Genomic DNA, 19,783 nt, shown 5'->3' with positions numbered 1-19,783 from the left:
AACGTTTTATTCCTGAAGTTGCAGGCAATCATTTGAATTTATACATACAGAATCTTTCAGAACAGAAACGTTTTGAGCCTGCAATACAATTGTTATAAATATTAATATTAGAATTGCGTTTTTTTTATTTCAGTTCTCATTTTTTTAGATTTTCGTAATGCTCTTTAATTCCGAACGCAATTTTTGCTCTTTCATAATTGGCTTTTTGGGGAAGATTACAATCATATTTAAATAATAATTTTAGATTTTTAGTAAATTCTTGTCGCTCCTTTAATCCATAAGGATATTTGCTTCGTGAATCGGTTAAAGTTGAATATTTTAGTTTTTTAACTTTGCGAAATAATTCAGTCTTCAAATTTATGTTCCATCAGTTACATTTATTCTCATTTAACCACCGGTATATTATGGGTGACAAATTGGTTTTTCTTGGTAATAAATAATTTAAATTGTATCTACATTGTTTATCTTCATCAAAATAATGCGTTTTATTTGACAACTCAGAAATGTAAAGTTTTCTGTTTTTTTCAACAATTTTCACCTTTAGTTCATCGATATTTTCCATCCAAATATTCACTATAATGGTATCATTTCTATAATCAACATTTTTGATATAACTCCTGATAGTTTTATCACAGTCTTTACCATCCCATATTAATAAAAGTTTGTTATGGAATAGATTATTCTTTAAAATAACCTGATCAGAACATTTTTTATTTTCAAGGGTTATAATATATTTACCGTGATGTATTTTTTCCTTTTGCGCAATACAAAAAGAAAAAATTATAAAAATGCTACTTATTAACACATTTTTCATAATTGAATATCTTCTTTAAATTATTAGTATAATTTGTTCTTTCTTTCATACCATTGGGTATCCCACCAGAAGCTCCATTAATTTTTCTTGACACACCCAATACATCGTCGGTGTCTGCTAAACTATTTATTTTTCTAGAACTCCAAAACCATCCAGCAGAATTAAAAACATGATATAATTCTGACGAAAGCTTTTTTGCAAATGGTGCTAATTTGTTATTAATAAATTCAGAGTTAAGTTCTTTATCTTTTACCCGTAATACAAACTCAGAAACACCTTCTCCTAATTTATGTTGGCCATACTTATCTTTAAATAGTGAAGTTCCATTTACAAAATCGTAATATTCTAAATAGTTATAGTCATGAGTTATTTGCTTTATTCCTCTACCTTGAAAATTAAAACCACCTTTATAATTTTTGGGTACGTTACTCTCACTCCTACCTTCAAAAGTTGCTCTAAACCGATGAGACTCATGATATGTTTGGGCTATAAAATGTATTTTTCTAATACATGTATTTATGCCATATCTAATAAAAATATTATTAAAAGATTGAGTAATTTTTGAATAAGAAGAATCGACAACTGAAATATGCTCAGATCTAATTACATCACTTTGGTTGGCAAATAAAGAATCTCTGGTCTTAGGTGAATCATAAACAGTAATTGGTATTTTTTCAGTAACTACTACCTCCTTTCCATTAACTATTTTTTTAACTTTTTTCGAGTTATATCCTACTATTTCCCCTTTCCTTAATGCTACTATAATATTTTTTATTTCTTCTTCCGTAAAATCTCTGTTACAATAGCATCTTTTATCTTCATTATTTTCCGGAATCGGCGCACCTTCTGCGATAAGGCTTTCCGGCTCATTGATTTGTCCAGAATCAACGAATTCAATCATTCCCGTTTCCGGTGGAATATTTCCGGGCATTTTTCCAATTCCCGGAAGCTTTGATTTCTTTAACAACACGTAATTGTCCTGTACCAATGCGGTTCCAAAATCCTGCCATTCTGTAAGGGAAATCATTTTGAAACCATCATAAAACGTAAAGTTGGGAATCTGTTTTTCGACAACTGTTCCGGTAAGTTTTCCCTGTGTTGTAGGGACATCACTTAAAACCTTAAACTTACCCAAATGAGCATTGAATTTTATTTTGGCTCCATCTATTGCCAAAAGCAAATCATCTGATTTTTTATCCGCCTCTTCTCTTTCAGCACGCTTTTCTTCCATTTTACGGCTGTTTTCAGATTTTAAATCTGTATCATTTAATGTCGTATTTTAAATCTGTATCATTTAATGTCGTAGATTCATCAGAAAATTGGTTTTGATTTTCATTGTCAGTGATGTTTTCCAAAGAACCGGATTCGTTATTATTTAACCTATCCATAATAATGAATGTTTTAAATGGTAATTGTGTTTTTTAATTTCTATAAAACCTTCTTCGTAAATATTCTTTCTGTATTTCAATATTCCTTGAAACTGATTTATTTCTGTATTTTGAATATTTTCTGCTGTTATTTTAATTCGTCTTTTTTCTTCATCCGTATTTATTGATAGAACTTCTGTAAAACCTTCTGGTGAATGTCTGTTTTTTGTATTCTGAAATGAATTCAACAATCCGTTAAAAAGCAAACCAAACATTTTATAACCCGACAAAAACTCGATCAGTTTAGCTTCACTATTCAATACGCTGTTTAATTCATTGAAATAATTATTTATAGGTTCTCCTTTATGAAATTCGAATAATTCCGACTGTATTTTTGCCCACCTTAAACGTAGAAACAGTAAATTTTCTACTGTTAAAATATTTCCTGAATCGTCGACTGTCAATTCCAATTCATCAAATAAATAGCTGACTTTTTTCAGTAATCTTGTCCTTGCTGTATCTTCTTCAGAAAATTCGAATTCAACAACCAAAACTTGAAAATGATGTCTTTCATCAATATTTCCTAAATAATAAATCTCTACATTTCTTACATATTTCTTCTCAATCAGGTAAAATATATTTTTCTGCTCTTTAACAATAGTTTCCAACCTGTATACTTTTTGATGTAAGTTCTGCAAAATATCCATTATTTTTTGCTAATATATTTGTCGTTCATAATTACTGTTAGGATCCATCCCCAACCAATCTCTGTTTGCCGACCAATGCAAATATTTATTCCTTAAGATTCTTAATAGAGTTTGTTTAGAATATCCTGTCACGGTAACACCTTCTATTTCAACCGTTTTAATTTCATTTCCGTTTTCATCGAATTTTGGTTGATTTTTGATGATTTCTTTCTCTGATTCTGGAAGTAGTATAGGAACTTCCAATCGTGGTTTTACATACACGTTATCAATCGCAGCAGCAGTTGTTTCTGCTTTTAGACGTTCCGTTTCTTTTAATTCTCTTTCAAGCTTTACTTGTTCATCTGTTTTAAAATTCCATTTCTCTCCGTTTTCAAAAACATAATGGTATAAATAATTTTTAGCTGATGGTAAATATTGGTCACTTTCAATAGAAAAAGTATTTTCTATCGGCAAAATGATTTGATGTGAATAATAATTTTCACCCAACTTTTCCATAAAATGAAGCGGAATGTAGCTATATTCTTTTCTCAAAAAACGTTTACCTGTAATTTTGCTATACACAGTACCCATGGTAAGAGCATTCCAAAGTTTATTATTGATCTCTATTTGTTCGTCTTTAAACCAATGTTCATCTATTAAATGCTGTCGTCTATTATTAAGAAACCACAGAGGTTTATGATTGGAAGTCTCAATTTCATCTACTACTTCCATTCCGCTTTCATAAGCACCACCTATATCGCAGTGTACACCCGGGAATTCTTTTTCCAGACTGCCCGGAAATTTGGTAAGGGAAAAATTTTCACGATGTTCGTTCATTGCCGTAAAATGTACAGCTTTCAAAAAAGGTCCGGGATTTTTTAATTGTAGCTGTTCTACATCATTTCCGAAATAATGACCAGAACCCATTGTTGAATGAACTGTTCCTTTTACACCTACTCTTTTTACTGTACCCATATTACCAAATTCCTCATACGAGGAAACAGTATCGTAAACTCCTATAAAACGGACTTGTAAATCTAAATTATTGAGTTCTTCCTTAGTCAAAATATCCTTACTTAACAGATAGTATCCTAAAAAACCAAATTTTGGCAACCTTCCATCTACAAGGAAATCCGGATCTACTTCTGTATTATCTTTATCAATCCAAATGGTTTCATATTCAGGGATAACGCCATCGTTTCCGTAGGATCTGCTATTTCTGTAACCAACTAATTTTCTGGCAGTTTTTATTTCTATGTCTTCAGGTCTTTTGTTTCCGTTGATTTCGTAAGAGAAATTTCTGGCAGCAGCTGCTCCTCTGCTGAATCCGAAAACGTCAATGTAGATGATATCTAAGTCTTTATTTTCATTTGATTTTTGATCAATTAATACTTTTATTCTGTCAGCTAATCTTGAACATCCAAGTCTCACTTTTCCTCTTACTCCTGTAAATCCTGATCCATATTGAAAACCGTCATCTACATCTCTTCGATTATCTACTGTTCCTATTCCTTCAACGTAGATTGCATATTTATCCTGCTCGCAGCATTTATACAGCCTGGCAACATTTGTGAAATCATTGCTAAAACTATTATCCACGCCTTGCCTATCCAGTTTGCTTCTGTAGATTGCTTTAAGATATTGATCTCTCTCGCTCCCAGTCTCAGGATCATCCCTCTTCATTTTTCTGTTTTCATATTCTTCTTGTTGATTTTGTGTAGCTTCATTTAATAATTTTTCTTTTCTCAAGACCTCTTCATCAGAATCTGTGCTTTCTATTTTATTCTTCCCGTCTTTATACTTTTGTCGAAGCTCCGTATTTTTAAGGTTATTTAAGGTACCATCAAAGAAAACACCTACTTCCAGTTGTAAATTATCAATTGAAGATTTTGCATTGCCTGTGTTATAAACAAATGTTTTTCCCATATTATGATAATTAATATTTAATTATTTCTTCTTAGATTTAAACATTTCTACACTGTCTGTCTTAATGAATGCCTCTTTCCCGTTTTCACCTTTTAATTTAATGGTAAAAAAACTGAAAGCTTCATTCACATTTACGACAAGTTCTGCTTTAGTACTTTCAGGATCATCTCCAAAAACTTTATTGAACGCTTCAAAACTCGAATTTTCATTCATTTCGCAAGAGGCTCCATATCTATTATTATCTTTGTCTAAAACTGTCATGGAGACAGATGTTGGAATGGCCCGTTTATCATAATCTGATAATGGCATTTTTAATCCGTCAAATTTCTCATGCTCACCATTTATCAAATCAATACTAACCATTGTTGATGGATGAAGTTTTACGCCCACAGGAAGTTCAAATACAGGTTTCCAAGAAAATCTTGTTCTATAAACATCCCAAATCCCGAATGGTATAGGTTTTCCTTTGTTTTCTTCTTGTACTTTTTTAGGAATAATCTTATCACTTGTATGTACTATATCCAAATAATCCTTCCTCCAAAAACGATTTTGATGACTGTCTAATGTGGCAATTTCAGATTCAGGAATAGTTACTTTTTTTCCTTGATACCTTCCAACTTCTTTTTGCCAGCCAACTCCTACTACCCAAACAACCACAACACCGCCGGGAGCCATCCCAACACATATTTCATTATAATTTAAATGTTGCGTTTTCCCACTTGCCCCTTTAATGTCATATCCTTTACTAAAATATTCTCTTATTTTTTCGGTATCGATATCGGTATCTATCAGGTAAAACTGGTTTTCCATATAAGACATCCAAATAAAATCCAAACGTGTTGGCAACCCCTTTAGACCGCTGTTCATCCCATGATTCACAGACCCCCATCCGTAACGTCCAGGGACAATCCCAAAACCTAAACTAACCCAGCCGTTGCCTTCATACTCCATTCCACCTTTGTATACTTCCATAGGATAACCTAAAGGTGCAGATGTACCTTCTGTCCATTCATATTTTGTCATCGTTTTTAATTTTTTAGTCGTATTCTTTTCCTGACATGAAATGGAGATAAAGAATAGTAGGCTCAATAAATAGGTAATTGCTTTACTTATTATTGTTTAAGATTATTTTTATTAATATCGAAAAATATTCCGAAACTAAATTTCATTTTTTTTCACTTTTCACTCTCTGTAATTTTCTCTTAACAGAAATTCTTCACTTTTTAGGAGAATAATATTTTGCCCCTAATCTTTCCGTATAAAAATTGGATATTTTGTTTATTAAATATCGATTTTCGCTATATATCACAATAACGTAATTATCAATCACAAAATAGATTGGAATAAACAATCCAATTTCATCTACAGTCTTCATGTTATTTTTCAGTTTATCTATGGTCTTAAATTCCAGTACAGCTATAGAGATGCCTTCTTCGTTTTGATTTACTTTATCTGCATAAATTTCAAAATAAATCTTGCTTATATCTTCTAAATTGAAATTTTCTGCAAATTGTGATATTACTTTTTTGTTTTCTGTGACGTCCGGATTTTTTTTGACATCAAATCCGTTTTGTACTAATAAGTTTGTTGAGATAAAAATTTGATCTTTTAAAAAATCTTGCTTTCCCAAAATAAAACCCTCAGGAAATCTTATCTGTTGTGATCTGTAGAAAGCTGAAGTGAACAGCACTAAAAGAACTGTAAGAATTGAGTATTTCATGAATTTTCAAATAATTTAAAATTTTAAAAAACCTTCAGTCAAGTTTTATCCTTTATTTACTTTAGCATCAATCTTTCCTAATATCTTGGCAACTCCAGAACTTTGAATTAAAATATCTCCGTTTTTTGCCAGATGTGTGGTAGTAGACGTTGTTTCTTTCAGGTCACCTGTTACATTAATGGTCTTATTTTCACTCACGGTTTGCTTATAATTAAGTGAGCTAAACTGATGGTTATTCTGAATATTGATGCTGTTATCATTCCCTACATTGGTTTTCATATCTTTTCCAACGTTAATGTTTAAATTTTCACCCGCATTAAAGGTCATATTCTTCGGTGCCGTAACGGTAATATTCCCATTCCCATCCATAAAATACGTATTTCCGCTAGGATCTAAGATGGTTACGCTTTTTTCGTCATCATTCATTAAAACCTTGATACCACTTTTGGTTTGGATAGAGCGCATGTGATTATTCACACCGCCTCCAAGACCAACCTGCCCATGAAACATACCACCCATGGCAAAAGGAAAATCGGGGTGATGGTATTCGAAATCTACCATTACCTGGTCGCCCACTTCGGGAATGGCAACATATCCTCGGTTTCGGGTGATGGCATCTGTACCGCCGGCATCGGGGCTCATCATTCTGATGAAATGGGTGGTGTCATTCATCTGCCAGTCAAATTTTACCTGAATGCGACCTTGGTTTAGAGGGTCTGTGTTTGAGATGACTGTTGCAATCTGTGGTTCTGCTGAAGGAATGGTGAAGTCGGGTTTTGGCAAAAAGCCCGTGCCTTCTGCGATGGCCTCAAAAGATCCGGTGTAAAAACCTCTGGTATTTACCTCATGAGAAACTTTTGTAATCATCAGTTTTGTAAAATAAGAGGTCTTGTTGCTGTCTGATTTTCGCATCTCGATATCAGCTACACAGCCGGGATGCAGGAAAGGAACACTAGTGGTTCCCGATATGGTAAATACTTCCACGGCTGCACTTCCCGCTGCTCCCTTCTGAGAGTCGTCTAAGTCTAAGGGAAGGTTGGCATTCACAGGAGAGGGAACCAGTGAATTTGTTTTAAAAATTTCCTGATTCGTCTGGTAGGCCTGATTCGCCAGCTGTCCCAAATGTTTGATTTGTGCCGTCGAGCTTTGCAGTTTTTCATGTTTACTGCTGTTGTAGCCGAAAAATTCTGGTTTTGTGTGAACGGCTTTTAATTCTACACAAATATCTCCCACATTACTTCCGTAGGTCAGACGAATGGGTTTGTCGCCTGACGGAAGTTTACCAAAGTAAATCACTTCACCATAAAAAAAAAACTGCTCTCCATAAGCTTCTGCCAGTCTCGCCAAATAGTTATAGTGCGTTTCTTTATACTGCGCACTGTAATTGATGTAGGCTTTGTTTTGGGCATCAACCACATAGTCAAACTTATTGGAGCCCATGGTTTCTTTGATGATTTTTTCAGCAATAATTGAAGTATTCACGCTCTGATCGCCTCCGAAACTCTGTGTATGGGGCGCGGAATCCATTAAAATAGTCGGACTGAAACCTTTGAGTACCACATTTCCTAAGCTCATTTTTTCCTGGCTGTAAGCTACTTTGGTAATAATGCCGACAAAAGTTCTTTCCGGGCTTTCGTTTTCTGCATCTTTATATTTAAAGACTACGGTAAGACGTTTTCCTAAAAAATTCTGAGCCTCCTGAAGGTCATGATTTTGTCTGTCACCAAGTGAATCATGGGCTAAAGTTAGTTCGAATTGGTGGTGAGTTTTTGCGCTTTGATTGAGCTTAAAATGTTTGAAGTGTTTTATAACTTTTCCTTCTACGATAATTTCCAATTTCACCACACGCTGATTTCTGCAATGTGATTTTCTGCAATTCTGTCTGCATTGGTCATTCTATTTTTCATATCGATTTGTGTTTGGTTTAAAAATCTTCACTAAAATTAAATAACCTTTGCGAGAATTAGAACCCTTTTTTTAAAAAAATTAAAAATTGTAGTAGTTCTACGATTCTGATGGATGAAAAATGAAAATTAAAAATTAGTTTACGAAATTAATATTTTGAAAATCAATAAAATATAAATTAAAATGATTGAACTTAAAATTATGTTTAATTGTTGCTACCAAGTTTGTAGATATGAACTTTTAGTAGTAAAGTTGGTTTTTATTTCAAATTATCTGACAGCTTAAAATTAAATCTGGCTAAAGTTTTTAAAATGGTTAAGAAATTAAAAAGTATGCCGGATATTACCTTTCTTTAACAAAAGAAATACTGTCAACTGGTCTGCCTTTAACGTATTTTTTGATATATTTTAATTTTCCGTTTTAATCATAAAATTTCCAGTTACCGAAATAATACCAGTGTCTTTCATTGTCGGAAACATCCACTCTAGATTGACCTTTTTCCATCAGTTTCCCGTTTGGATAGTACAGTTTAGTTTTGGTAATCGACTTTCTGATTTTATCTTTTTGATATAATTTATCTTGAAAAATAGTTCTCCAAACACCTACCCTTTCACCTTTTCTGTATCTGCCTATGTCTGTATATTTACCATCTGCCCCAGAATACTATAGCTTCCACTTTCCGTGGCGTTGTTGGGATTTATCTGAAAGCATCTTGTATTGATTTATTTTTTTTTGTCTGGCACGAAACAAAAATGAAAATGGACAAAGAAATGATTATTAAAGTTTTAAACATAAAAAAACAGAATTTCTGTAAATATAGAAATTCTGTTTTATTCTACAAATGTAGAAGAACATGTCTTTTTAATTAAGAAATCACACCAAGCTCTTTCCCTACTTTTGTAAATCCAGCAATTGCTTTGTCAAGGTGTTCTCTCGTATGCGCTGCAGAAAGCTGAACTCTGATTCTCGCTTTTCCTTTCGGAACAACGGGATAGAAGAATCCGATCACGTAAATGCCTTCATCCATAAGCTTTTCAGCCATTTTCTGAGCCAAAGGCGCGTCGTACAACATCACCGGAACAATCGCAGCGTCACCATCCGGAATATCAAAACCTCTGGATTTCATTTCAGCTCTGAAATATTCTGCATTTTCCATTACCTTGTCACGAAGCGAAGTATCGTCTGAAATCATATCCAAAACTTTCAAAGCTGCCCCAACAATTCCAGGCGCCAATGAATTTGAAAATAAATACGGTCTTGAACGCTGTCTCAGCATATCAATAATCTCTTTTTTACCGGAAGTAAATCCACCCAAAGCTCCACCCAAAGCCTTTCCTAAAGTGGATGTAATGATGTCTACTCTACCCATTACTTCGTTGGCTTCGTGCGTTCCACGACCTGTTTTTCCGATAAAACCTGTTGCATGAGAATCGTCTACCATTACCAAAGCATCATATTTATCAGCAAGATCACAAACACCTTTTAAGTCTGCAACGATTCCGTCCATAGAAAAAACGCCGTCTGTAACGATGATTTTAAATCTGTGATTCTTTTCAGAAGCAGCAATCAACTGTGCTTCAAGATCTTCCATATTGTTATTTTTATAACGGTATCTCGCTGCCTTGCATAAACGAACGCCGTCAATAATCGATGCGTGGTTCAATTCATCCGAAATAATCGCATCTTCTTCAGTAAAAAGTGGTTCGAAAACACCGCCGTTGGCATCAAAACAGGCTGCGTACAAAATGGTATCTTCAAGGCCTAAAAATTCTGCAATTTTTTGCTCCAACTGCTTGTGAATATCCTGAGTTCCGCAGATAAAACGTACAGAAGACATTCCGTAACCGTGAGACTGTATCATATCCTGAGAAGCTTTCATTACTTCCGGATTGTTTGATAAACCAAGGTAATTGTTGGCACAGAAATTCAGAAGTTTCTTGCCGTTGGCTTCTATTTCGGCACTTTGCTGTGACGTGATGATTCTTTCCTTTTTAAAAAGACCATCGTTCTCGATATTCTGTAATTCGTTCTGTAGGTTTTCAAGATACTTTGTAGAGATCATTTTTTGATAATTTTTAGGTGTGCTAATTTAATAAAATCAGACTAAACTCCTCCCATTTATCATCTCATTCTGTAAGAATATACATGATTAATTTTATTAATTAGTCTATAATTTTGGTAGACTATTTGTTATATTTGCTTCTTTAAAATCCATACAATGAGATTATCTGAGGTACAAAAAATCAAAAATATATCATCCAAAGACTTTTTAAAAAACCATCTGAACCGTGCAAAACCTATAATTCTTGAAGATTTTGTTGATCCCAAAAGTCCTGCATTTCAAAAATGGAATTATCAATATTTCAAAGAAATTGCCGGCAATCAAAAAATCAATATTTACGGAAGCGAAATTGAATCTTTAGACCGCGTCGCCAGCAAACCGATTGGTCAAAGTACTTTCTCAGAATATCTTGATCTCATTGTTTCAACACCTACTGAGAACCGTCTGTTTCTTTTTAATTTACTGAATATCAAGCCAGAACTCAAAGACGACATTCATTACAATGATGTTACGAATGGAAAAATTTTAAAATGGCTTCCCTTTATGTTTTTTGGTGGAGAAGGATCCATAACGAGAAATCACGTCGACATCGATATGTCTCACGTGTTTATTACACAGTTTCAGGGCATTAAAAAGATCTGACTTTTTCCCTGGGAACAGTCGGATTTGCTGTATAAACTTCCCTACAATTTTCACAGCATCACCAATGTAAAAGAGCCGGATTATGCAGAATTTCCAGGTTTGAGGTTTGTGAATGGCTACGAAGCAGTTATAAAACCTGGTGAAACGCTGTACATTCCGTCCGGATGGTGGCATTATATTCAATATGAAACCGAAGGCTACTCTGTTTCGGTAAGGGCTTTGCCTTCCAGCTGGCTAGAAAAGTGGCGTGGTTTTAAAAATCTGGTTCTCATCCGCCATTTTGATAATGCAATGCGGAATTTATTTAAAGAAAAATGGTTTGATTTTAAAGTGAGAAAGGCAATCAGAAAAGCCAACCGAGCAATAAAAAGACAGAAAAGTTTTCAGATTTAAACTTTTAGTTTTAAAAATGACTATTTCAGTTCCGGAATTATTTTCAGTATTAAAACATAAAAAAGACCTCTTAACGGAAGTCTTTGTAATTTTCATTTTATTTAAATATTAATTCTGGCTTGTAAAAACGGCTTCTTTAAAAGTATTGACGCGGTTTACACATTTGTCATTCACAGAGGTGAAATGTATTTTATCTCCTGTGATCTCAAAAGTGTAATCTCCTTCCGATCCAACAGCGCAGGGCGAGCCTCCGGATACTTTTTCAAAATGAATATCTTTTCCTTTCTGTGTATATTTCATGCTTTCTATCATGGCATCTTTTAAGTAAGCTTCGCAATGCGTCTTCGTAAATTTCAACACAATTTCATTGGGTTCAGGAATATTGGCCATCCCTTTCCAACTGGTTCCTTCCAGCGATTTCGTTCCAGATCCTGTGCATGACATTAATAAACCAGCAGTGAAAAGGATCATTCCGGTTACAAATAATTTAAAGTTTTTCATGGTAAATGTTTGTTGATTAGTTGAATAAATTTAATAAAAAATTTAAACGAAAACTAAAATTTACTGAAAAATTTAAATAAATTATCGTTTTTAATTTAAAAAACTACTTATAATGCTGGAAAATCCCGACATCTGAAGCCGTCCAGAATGCAGCTTTTTGTCCGGCAGCTTTCAGGGCATCATTCGACCATGTGTTGCAGGTGTACAGAAAACTGTAAGTTCCTTTGGCATCATAGAAAGCGTCGTTATCATCGTACACGGCATCGGTTTTTACAAACATATAATTTCCTTTGGCATCCTTATCGAATTTAGCATCAACAAAATTCACCAAATCCTGATATTGCTGCTCAGTAACCATTATTTTTCTACAGTCATCTGCTTCTTTCATTTCATTGTAAAAGCTGCAGTGCATCGCCGATTCACTCAACCAAAAAGCCGCTTTGAAAGCGGTTGAAGCTTTAAGGTCTGCCCACGTTGGCGTGTCGAGATAAAAACCCTTGTCACCCCATCCTATTCCCACATATTTATAATCAGTTTTCTTTGATTTTACATTTTCAAAACTGATTTTTTCACTCCAGTCTGTGATATTGTTTTTCACAGGCATCACAATATCTGTATGCACGCCGTTGGTGTAGATGTAGATCGGGATATTTTTAGGATCGCTGGTTTTCTTTTCGGAAGTTTCAATGAATGGTAAAAGCCACGCCAACAGAGCATAAAGGAGAATAATACCTAACAATATTCCTATTGCTTTTAATAGAATAAAGATCATTTTTTTCATCTTGAATTATTAATAAAATTTCACAAATAGTTTTGCACGAAAAGTTTTGCGAAAAGATGAGAATTTTTTATCTTTAGAAAACAAATCTCCACAAATATGCAGAAAAAAAGCAAATCTCAGAAAAAATTTAAGTTAAGAGTGAAAATTGCTCCAAAAAGAAAACAGACAAGACGCTGATTTTTTTCTTCTTAAATTTTTATCTGGCCAGATAAATTCTTTATTCTACGTTCTCTGAAAGGGAAATGACAATATCAAAAAATATTGTCCGGATTCTTAACCCCTTTTATTTTTACACAAAAAACTGTCTCTCAACAGCTTTAAGGGAATTGTCTCCCTAAAAATTTCCCCGACCTTCATTTTTAATATTTTTTTAATCTTTAGTTTAAATTCAAAATTAAAGCATTATCTACCTTTGTTGCCGGAATGAAAAGAAGTCTCTACCAATATTTTTTCTTTTTACTGCTTGTGATTCTGGCTTGCGGAGGCACGGGTTCTCTGCACAGTCGCAAACACGTCGTAAAGGCAGTTTCCAAAAGAGAGATTCCCACTTTCCGCAGTGCATCTGCAGAAAAAAAACAGCATTCCCAACACAATAAATTTGCAGTTCCGCACAGAAGTTCGTCTCAATACACAAGAGATTATCCTCAGCAGCAGCACATTTTGGGAGAACTGACAGACTCTGATTCTGAAGATGAAGACAGTTCTGAAACAGAATCCAGTTCCGAATTTTTAAAAATTGCAAAAGCACATCTCCGGACTGCCGTTTTTGCATTTGTCAATACATTTCACACCAACAAAAGTGCAGTTTACTTTGCACATTCAGATTTTCAAAACTTTCCTGTAGATCCACTGTATATACAGTACAGCGTTTACAGATTGTGATTTCATGAGTATTTTTTACTAAAACTTTCCTGCACATCAATATCTGTTGTCGCAGAAGTATTCTCAGTTTATTTCAAATAATTTACCGTAAAAAAAACTTACTCATGATAATGGTTAAGAAAAGTCTTATGTATGTAAGCATGTGTCTGTCTTTGGTTTTGGCAAGCTGTCATTCTGAAAAAGAGGAAAAAACCGAAGCGACGACCTACAAAATTACAAGTCCGCTCGTACAGGACACACTCATCGACAAAGCCTATGTGGCGCAAATCCGTTCTATCAATCACATCGAGCTTCGGGCTCAGGAAAAAGGTTATATTCAAAAAGTGTACGTTGACGAAGGTCAGTTTGTACAGAAAGGTCAAATTCTTTTTAAAATTCAGGCAAATCTGTATCAGGCAGACGTAAGCAAAGCTCAGGCGGAGGCCAGATATTCTCAGATTGAATATCAAAATACTAAAAATCTTGCTGATAAAGACATTGTTGCTCCACAGGAAAAGGCTATGGCAAAAGCAAGATATGAAAAGGCTCAGGCAGAAGTTGCCACGATGCAGACGCACCTTCAGTTTACAGAAATCCGTGCTCCGTTCAGCGGAATTGTTGGGCGTTTCCACGTGAGAGTTGGAAGTCTTGTCGATGATGGAGATTTGATTACCGAACTTTCAGACAACAGCAAAATGTGGGTTTACTTCAATGTTCCTGAAGCTGAATATTTAAGCCAGTTAGGAAACAGTAAAAATGGAGAAAAACTTCATGTTAAACTCCAGATGGCCAACGGACAAATGTTTAATCAGGACGGAATCGTGGAAACCATCGAATCAGATTTCGACAATGAAACCGGAAATATTGCCTACAGAGCCACATTTTTAAACCCTGAAAAACTCCTTCGTTACGGACAGACGGGTAACATTATGATCACTACTCCATTCAAAAATGCGATGCTGATTCCTCAGAAAGCAACTTATGAAGAGCTTGAGAAAAAATACGTTTATGTCATCACAAAAGACAACGTGGTAAAAGCCCGTGAAATTAAGGTTGCTGCAGAACTTCCGCACATTTATGTTGTACAGTCCGGATTGCAGAAAGATGACAGAATCTTACTGGAAGGTTTGAGAATGGTTTCAGAAAACCAGAAAATCAAAACCCAGTTCATCGCTCCACAGAAAGTATTGTCAAATCTTGATCTGTACGCAGAGTAACCCAATCAGAAAATCATGTTTAAAAAAATAATACACAGACCGGTATTTGCAATAGTAATATCGGTGATCATCCTCTTTGTAGGTGGTCTTTCCATAAAACAGCTTCCTACCGAGCAGTTTCCGCAGATTGCCCCGACTACAGTTGCTGTAACCATAGCTTATCCAGGTTCAAGTGCTGATGTTTTGGTTAAATCTTCCTTAATTACCATCGAAAATGCCATCAACGGTGTGCAGGGAATGCGTTATGTAACGAGTGACGCAACAAGTGCCGGCGAAGCTACCGTCAACGTAGTTTTTGAGCCTGGAACAGATCCCAACCAGGCGGTAGTTTTGGTTAAAACAAGAATTGACCAGGTGATGCCGCTTCTACCAATTTTGGTACAGAAAGAAGGTGTTGTAGTGAACCCGATTCAGCCGAGTATGTTGATGTATGTGAACCTTTACAGCAAAAACAAAAGCATGGATGAGAAGTTTCTTTACAACTATGCCACAGTCAATATTATTCCTGAAATCAACCGTATTCATGGAATTGCAAAATCTCAAATTTTAGGTAGCCGAAGATATGCGATGCGTATCTGGCTGAATCCCGATAGAATGCGTGCTTACGATATTTCGACAGATGAAGTAATGAAGGCTATTGGCGAACAGAGCATCATCGGACGTCCCGGAAGAATTGGTCAAAGTTCAGGGATTGAAGCTCAGTCTTTAGAATATGTTCTAACTTATAAAGGTCAGTACAACACTCCTGAACAGTACGAAAACATTATCGTAAGAGCCAATTCCGAAGGTGAAAATGTAAAATTAAAAGACGTTGGAAAAGTTGAGCTGGGAAGTGAATTTTTCGATATTTATTCTAATCTTGACGGGCATCCGTCGGCATCCATTGTTTTAAAACAAAACTACGGAAGTAATGCCAATGACGTTATCAAAGAAGTAAAAGCCAAACTCGAAGAAATGCGTCCGAACTTCCCGCCAGGCGTGGATTACAAAGTTTCCTATGACGTTTCTCAGTTTTTGGACGCTTCCATTGAGCAGGTGGTTCATACTTTGAGAGATGCTTTTATTCTCGTAGCCATCGTGGTTTTCATCTTTTTAGGTGACTGGAGGTCTACATTAATTCCGATTATCGCCGTGCCTGTTTCACTGATTGGAGCGTTCTTTTTCATTCAATTGTGTGGATTGTCAATAAACCTGGTGACACTTTTTGCTTTGGTTCTCGCCATTGGAATTGTGGTGGATGATGCCATTGTCGTCGTGGAAGCCGTTCACGCAAAAATGGAAGAAAAACACCTCACTCCTTATTTAGCTGTGAAAGAGGTAATGGGTGAAATTTCAGGAGCGATTATCGCAATTACTGCAGTAATGGTTTCAGTATTCTTACCGATTTCATTTATGACAGGACCTGTGGGAACTTTCTACCGTCAGTTTTCTATAACGATGGCGAGTGCAATTGTGATTTCAGCAGTAGTTGCTTTAACGCTTACTCCGGTTCTTGCAGCGATGATTTTAAAGAATAATCACGGTCAGGAAAAGAAAAAGAATCTGTTTACAAGATTTATCGATTCCTTCAACAGAGGTTTTGATAAACTGACAGGAAAATACACTTCATTCCTGAGAAAAATTGTGAGCCGAAAAGGACTTACCTGGGGAATTCTTGCCGTTTTTTGTGTAGGGATTTTTATTGAAAACAAAACGTTACCTGGTGGATTTATCCCAAGTGAAGATCAGGGAACAATTTATGCGATTATCCAGACGCCGCCGGGTTCTACTTTAGAGCAGACGAACAAGGTATCGAGAGATTTACAGGCCATCTGTATGAAGGTTGATGGTGTGGAATCTGTTTCCTCACTTGCCGGTTACGAAATTATGACGGAAGGTCGTGGTTCGAATGCCGGAACGTGCCTAATCAACCTTAAAACCTGGGGCGACCGTGAACATTCTGTGAAAGAAGTAATGGAAGAAATGGAAGAAAAAACCAAAGGACTCGGTGCCACGATTGAATTCTTTGAACCTCCTGCTGTTCCCGGTTTTGGATCGTCTGGCGGTTTCTCGATGAGACTTTTAGACATGAACAGAACTACAGATTATCAGGATTTTGATAAAGTAAATAAATCTTTCATCAATGAACTTAAAAAAAGAAAAGAACTGACCGGAGTTTTCACCTTTTTCGCAGCAAATTATCCGCAATATGAATTGGTTTTCGATAATAATGCCGCTATGCAGAAAGGCGTTTCTATCGGAAAAGCAATGGAAAACCTGAATATTTTAGTGGGTAGTACCTACGAACAGGGCTTCATCAGATTCGGGCAATTCTTTAAGGTATATGTACAGTCCGGTCCTGAATTCAGAAAACTGCCTACAGACATTTTAAATCTTTATGTAAAAAACGACAGAGACGAAATGGTTCCCTACTCCGCATTTATGAGCATGAAGAAAACGCAGGGACCGAATGAAATCACGCGCTACAACATGTACAATTCTGCAGCGATTCGTGGACTTCCTTCTGACGGTTACACCACTGCAGATGCGATTAAAGCAATTAATGAAGTAGCCGCAAAAAATTTACCTCATGGTTATAAAGTGGCCTGGGAAGGACTTTCTTTTGACGAAGCTAAAAAAGGAAATGAATCTGTCTATGTCTTTTTAGTCGTTCTGATTTTCGTTTATCTGGTTTTGGCGGCGCAGTACGAAAGTTTCATCCTTCCGTTTGCCGTGATTTTATCGCTACCCGTCGGGATTTTCGGTTCCTTCTTTTTACTGAAAGCGATGGGACTTCAGAACGATATTTACGCACAGGTCGGGCTCATTATGTTGATTGGTCTTTTGGGTAAAAATGCTGTTCTGATTGTAGAATTTGCCGTCCATAAAAGGCAGGAAGGACTTTCGATTTTTGAAGCAGGGATTGAAGGTTCGAAAGCACGTTTCAGACCTATTTTAATGACTTCATTTGCATTTATCGCAGGTTTGATTCCGCTGATCTTTGCACACGGAGCGGGAGCTATCGGAAATCACACCATCGGAGCATCAGCAATGGGCGGAATGGTTTTCGGAACGGTGCTCGGCGTTGTCATCATTCCTGGATTATACTATATATTCGGAAAAATGGCTGATGGCAGAAAAATGATTAAAAATGAAGAATCATTACCTCTAACAGATGATATGATCCATTATGAATAAGAAAAAATTATATAAATACGCAGGCCTTTCGGTTCTAATGCTAAGTTTAGCTGCCTGCAAACCTATGGAAGTTGCGAAACATGCAGAAAACAAAAATGTTCCTGAAAATTTCGGGACAGCAGTGAGCGACAGCACCAACACCGGAAAACTGAGCTGGAAAGAATATTTTGCCGATGAAAAGCTGCAGAGTTTAATAGAAACCGCTTTGCAAAATAATCAGGAACTGAATATCACTCTTCAGGAAGTGGAAATGTCGAGAAATGAAATCCGTGCGAGAAAAGGAGAATATCTTCCTTTTGTTGGCGGAAAAGCCGGAGTTGGCGTTGATAAAGTGGGTCGCTACACCAATATCGGGGCGATGGAGAAAAATACTGAAATCAGACCTGGAAAAGAAATGCCGGAGCCTCTTTTTGATTTCGGAATCGGTGCTTATGCCCATTGGGAAACCGATATTTGGGGGAAACTTCATAATGCAACACGGGCACAGGTTCAGAAATACCTTTCAACGGTTGAGGGACGAAATTTTATGGTCACCAATATTATTTCTGAAATTGCCAATTCCTATTATGAACTTTTGGCTTTAGATAATGAATTAAAAATTCTGGAGCAAAATATTAAAATTCAGAATGATGCTTTTCGTGTCGTTAAGATTTTAAAACAAAATGCCAGAGGAAATGAGCTTGCCGTAAAAAGATTTGAAGCTCAGGTGTTGAAAACCCAATCTATGCAGTTTGAAATCCGTCAGAAAATCACAGAGACTGAAAACAAAATTAATTATTTGGTCGGAAGATTTCCTCAACACGTGGAACGCTCAGAAGATCAGTTTGATAATCTTGTTCCGCAAACTGTTTTTGCCGGACTGCCTTCAGATTTACTTGAAAACAGAGCCGATATCAAACAGGCAGAATTTCAGTTGGCAGCTTCAAAATTTGATGTGAAATCTGCAAAAGCGAGATTTTATCCTTCATTAGATATTACCGCAGGAGTTGGTTTTAATGCTTACAATCCTGCTTATATTTTTGATATTAAATCTTTGGTATTTAATCTTGTAGGCGATCTTACCGCACCGATCATCAATAGAAATGCAATCAAAGCAGGTTATGCAAACGCCAATGCAAGACAGATACAGGCAGCTTTTGAGTATGAGCAGAAAATTCTGAATGCGTATGTGGAAGTCACCAATCAGCTTTCCAGTATCAAAAATCTGCAGAGCAGTTATGAGCTGAAATCTCAGGAAGTGGATGCCTTAACGAAGTCTATTGACATTTCTAATGACCTTTTCAAATATGCCAGAGCAGATTATATGGAAGTTTTACTTACCCAAAGAGATGCGCTGGAAGCTAAGTTTGAACTGGTGGAAACTAAAGTAGAACAACTGAAAGCCACTGTAAGTTTATACAGAAGTTTAGGCGGTGGATGGGATCAGCAACCTGTTGCAAACCCAAACATCATTAAAAGATAATCATTATCATTGTTTTTTTTCGTAAGCTGTCTTGATGTATTGGGGCAGCTTTTTCTGTTCCTTTGTCTTGAAATCGAAGATTCGACGGAGTCAAACAAAAGAACCAAAAATTCAAGACTTGGAAACTTCCGCTAAAAATTTAAATTAAATCCTAAAATTTCCAAATTGACTCCTTCCAGTCGTCGAACCTAAAGGTTTCGGGCGGAAACAACGTCTTGAAATCATTAAGAAATATTTTTGCCGCCACTCAAAAAGTGGAAATTTCTTAA

15 protein-coding genes and 1 pseudogene are annotated in these 19,783 nt (G+C 35.8%); 6 read left to right on the top strand and 10 right to left on the bottom strand.

Annotated features, from left to right (window positions below):
• Window positions 1–791 precede the first annotated feature (791 nt).
• From NG809_RS16430 to kbl, 8 genes are all read right to left on the bottom strand, one after another.
• Window positions 792–2,045, bottom strand: coding sequence for a hypothetical protein (locus NG809_RS16430; RefSeq protein WP_262152354.1), 1,254 nt, complete (start codon window positions 2,043–2,045; stop codon window positions 792–794).
• Window positions 2,046–2,076: 31 nt separating this feature from the next.
• A complete protein-coding gene (locus tag NG809_RS16425) occupies window positions 2,077–2,202 on the bottom strand; it encodes a hypothetical protein (RefSeq protein ID WP_262152353.1) in 126 nt (41 codons plus the stop codon).
• Window positions 2,190–2,849 (bottom strand): hypothetical protein, encoded by a 660-nt coding sequence (locus tag NG809_RS16420; protein ID WP_262152352.1) that lies wholly within the window; start codon window positions 2,847–2,849, stop codon window positions 2,190–2,192. Before NG809_RS16420 ends, NG809_RS16425 begins: the two co-directional genes overlap by 13 nt.
• A 48-nt stretch (window positions 2,850–2,897) precedes the next feature.
• Window positions 2,898–4,793: a DUF2235 domain-containing protein gene (locus NG809_RS16415; protein WP_262152351.1), complete on the bottom strand. Its 1,896-nt coding sequence runs from the start codon at window positions 4,791–4,793 to the stop codon at window positions 2,898–2,900.
• Between the two features lie 21 nt (window positions 4,794–4,814).
• Complete coding sequence (locus NG809_RS16410) at window positions 4,815–5,882, bottom strand: DUF2931 family protein (RefSeq protein WP_262152350.1); 1,068 nt, start codon at window positions 5,880–5,882, stop codon at window positions 4,815–4,817.
• A gap of 127 nt (window positions 5,883–6,009) precedes the next feature.
• Window positions 6,010–6,513, bottom strand: a complete 504-nt coding sequence (locus NG809_RS16405; protein WP_262152349.1) for a hypothetical protein — start codon at window positions 6,511–6,513, stop codon at window positions 6,010–6,012.
• A 45-nt stretch (window positions 6,514–6,558) separates the two neighbouring features.
• Entirely contained in the window at window positions 6,559–8,355 is a 1,797-nt protein-coding gene (locus tag NG809_RS16400) for a type VI secretion system Vgr family protein (RefSeq protein ID WP_317619154.1), read from the bottom strand.
• 928 nt (window positions 8,356–9,283) lie between these two features.
• Window positions 9,284–10,480, bottom strand: coding sequence for a glycine C-acetyltransferase (gene kbl / locus NG809_RS16395; protein ID WP_262152348.1), 1,197 nt, complete (start codon window positions 10,478–10,480; stop codon window positions 9,284–9,286).
• Window positions 10,481–10,636: 156 nt separating this feature from the next.
• On the opposite strand from kbl, the gene NG809_RS16390 reads away from it, so the two are divergent.
• Together NG809_RS16390 and NG809_RS16385 are read left to right on the top strand one after the other, a co-directional pair.
• Entirely contained in the window at window positions 10,637–11,122 is a 486-nt protein-coding gene (locus tag NG809_RS16390) for a hypothetical protein (protein ID WP_262152347.1), read from the top strand.
• Between the two features lie 12 nt (window positions 11,123–11,134).
• A pseudogene (locus tag NG809_RS16385) lies at window positions 11,135–11,515 on the top strand (cupin-like domain-containing protein); the annotation flags it as partial.
• Window positions 11,516–11,623: 108 nt separating this feature from the next.
• Here the strand turns inward: NG809_RS16385 and NG809_RS16380 are convergent.
• Window positions 11,624–12,016 (bottom strand): hypothetical protein, encoded by a 393-nt coding sequence (locus NG809_RS16380; protein WP_262152345.1) that lies wholly within the window; start codon window positions 12,014–12,016, stop codon window positions 11,624–11,626.
• Between the two features lie 103 nt (window positions 12,017–12,119).
• Window positions 12,120–12,797, bottom strand: coding sequence for a TIGR02117 family protein (locus tag NG809_RS16375; protein ID WP_262152344.1), 678 nt, complete (start codon window positions 12,795–12,797; stop codon window positions 12,120–12,122).
• A gap of 423 nt (window positions 12,798–13,220) precedes the next feature.
• Here NG809_RS16375 and NG809_RS16370 point away from each other — a divergent pair, with 423 nt between their 5' ends.
• From NG809_RS16370 to NG809_RS16355, 4 genes are all read left to right on the top strand, one after another.
• Window positions 13,221–13,679, top strand: a complete 459-nt coding sequence (locus NG809_RS16370; protein ID WP_262152343.1) for a hypothetical protein — start codon at window positions 13,221–13,223, stop codon at window positions 13,677–13,679.
• Between the two features lie 110 nt (window positions 13,680–13,789).
• The gene (locus NG809_RS16365; RefSeq protein WP_262152342.1) at window positions 13,790–14,875 is read left to right on the top strand and encodes an efflux RND transporter periplasmic adaptor subunit; all 1,086 of its coding nucleotides are present in this window, start codon (window positions 13,790–13,792) and stop codon (window positions 14,873–14,875) included.
• Window positions 14,876–14,890: 15 nt separating this feature from the next.
• Window positions 14,891–18,052, top strand: coding sequence for an efflux RND transporter permease subunit (locus NG809_RS16360; RefSeq protein ID WP_262152341.1), 3,162 nt, complete (start codon window positions 14,891–14,893; stop codon window positions 18,050–18,052).
• Window positions 18,045–19,514: a TolC family protein gene (locus tag NG809_RS16355; RefSeq protein WP_262152340.1), complete on the top strand. Its 1,470-nt coding sequence runs from the start codon at window positions 18,045–18,047 to the stop codon at window positions 19,512–19,514. The genes NG809_RS16360 and NG809_RS16355 overlap by 8 nt, the downstream gene beginning before the upstream one ends.
• The last annotated feature ends 269 nt before the right edge of the window (window positions 19,515–19,783 follow it).

Origin of the sequence: Chryseobacterium foetidum, from assembly GCF_025457425.1 — a bacterium.
GTDB lineage: Bacteria > Bacteroidota > Bacteroidia > Flavobacteriales > Weeksellaceae > Chryseobacterium > Chryseobacterium foetidum.
The sequence above is the reverse complement of the archived record's forward strand: the minus strand, read 5'-3'. Positions and strand labels throughout refer to the sequence as shown.

Coding starts and splice junctions, on each gene's coding strand:
- NG809_RS16430 (WP_262152354.1), bottom strand. CDS start 2,045: ATGGAAGAAAAGCGTGCTGAAAGAGAAGAGGCGGATAAAAAATCAGAT.
- NG809_RS16425 (WP_262152353.1), bottom strand. CDS start 2,202: ATGGATAGGTTAAATAATAACGAATCCGGTTCTTTGGAAAACATCACT.
- NG809_RS16415 (WP_262152351.1), bottom strand. CDS start 4,793: ATGGGAAAAACATTTGTTTATAACACAGGCAATGCAAAATCTTCAATT.
- NG809_RS16405 (WP_262152349.1), bottom strand. CDS start 6,513: ATGAAATACTCAATTCTTACAGTTCTTTTAGTGCTGTTCACTTCAGCT.
- kbl (WP_262152348.1), bottom strand. CDS start 10,480: ATGATCTCTACAAAGTATCTTGAAAACCTACAGAACGAATTACAGAAT.
- NG809_RS16390 (WP_262152347.1), top strand. CDS start 10,637: ATGAGATTATCTGAGGTACAAAAAATCAAAAATATATCATCCAAAGAC.
- NG809_RS16380 (WP_262152345.1), bottom strand. CDS start 12,016: ATGAAAAACTTTAAATTATTTGTAACCGGAATGATCCTTTTCACTGCT.
- NG809_RS16375 (WP_262152344.1), bottom strand. CDS start 12,797: ATGAAAAAAATGATCTTTATTCTATTAAAAGCAATAGGAATATTGTTA.
- NG809_RS16370 (WP_262152343.1), top strand. CDS start 13,221: ATGAAAAGAAGTCTCTACCAATATTTTTTCTTTTTACTGCTTGTGATT.
- NG809_RS16365 (WP_262152342.1), top strand. CDS start 13,790: ATGGTTAAGAAAAGTCTTATGTATGTAAGCATGTGTCTGTCTTTGGTT.
- NG809_RS16360 (WP_262152341.1), top strand. CDS start 14,891: ATGTTTAAAAAAATAATACACAGACCGGTATTTGCAATAGTAATATCG.
- NG809_RS16355 (WP_262152340.1), top strand. CDS start 18,045: ATGAATAAGAAAAAATTATATAAATACGCAGGCCTTTCGGTTCTAATG.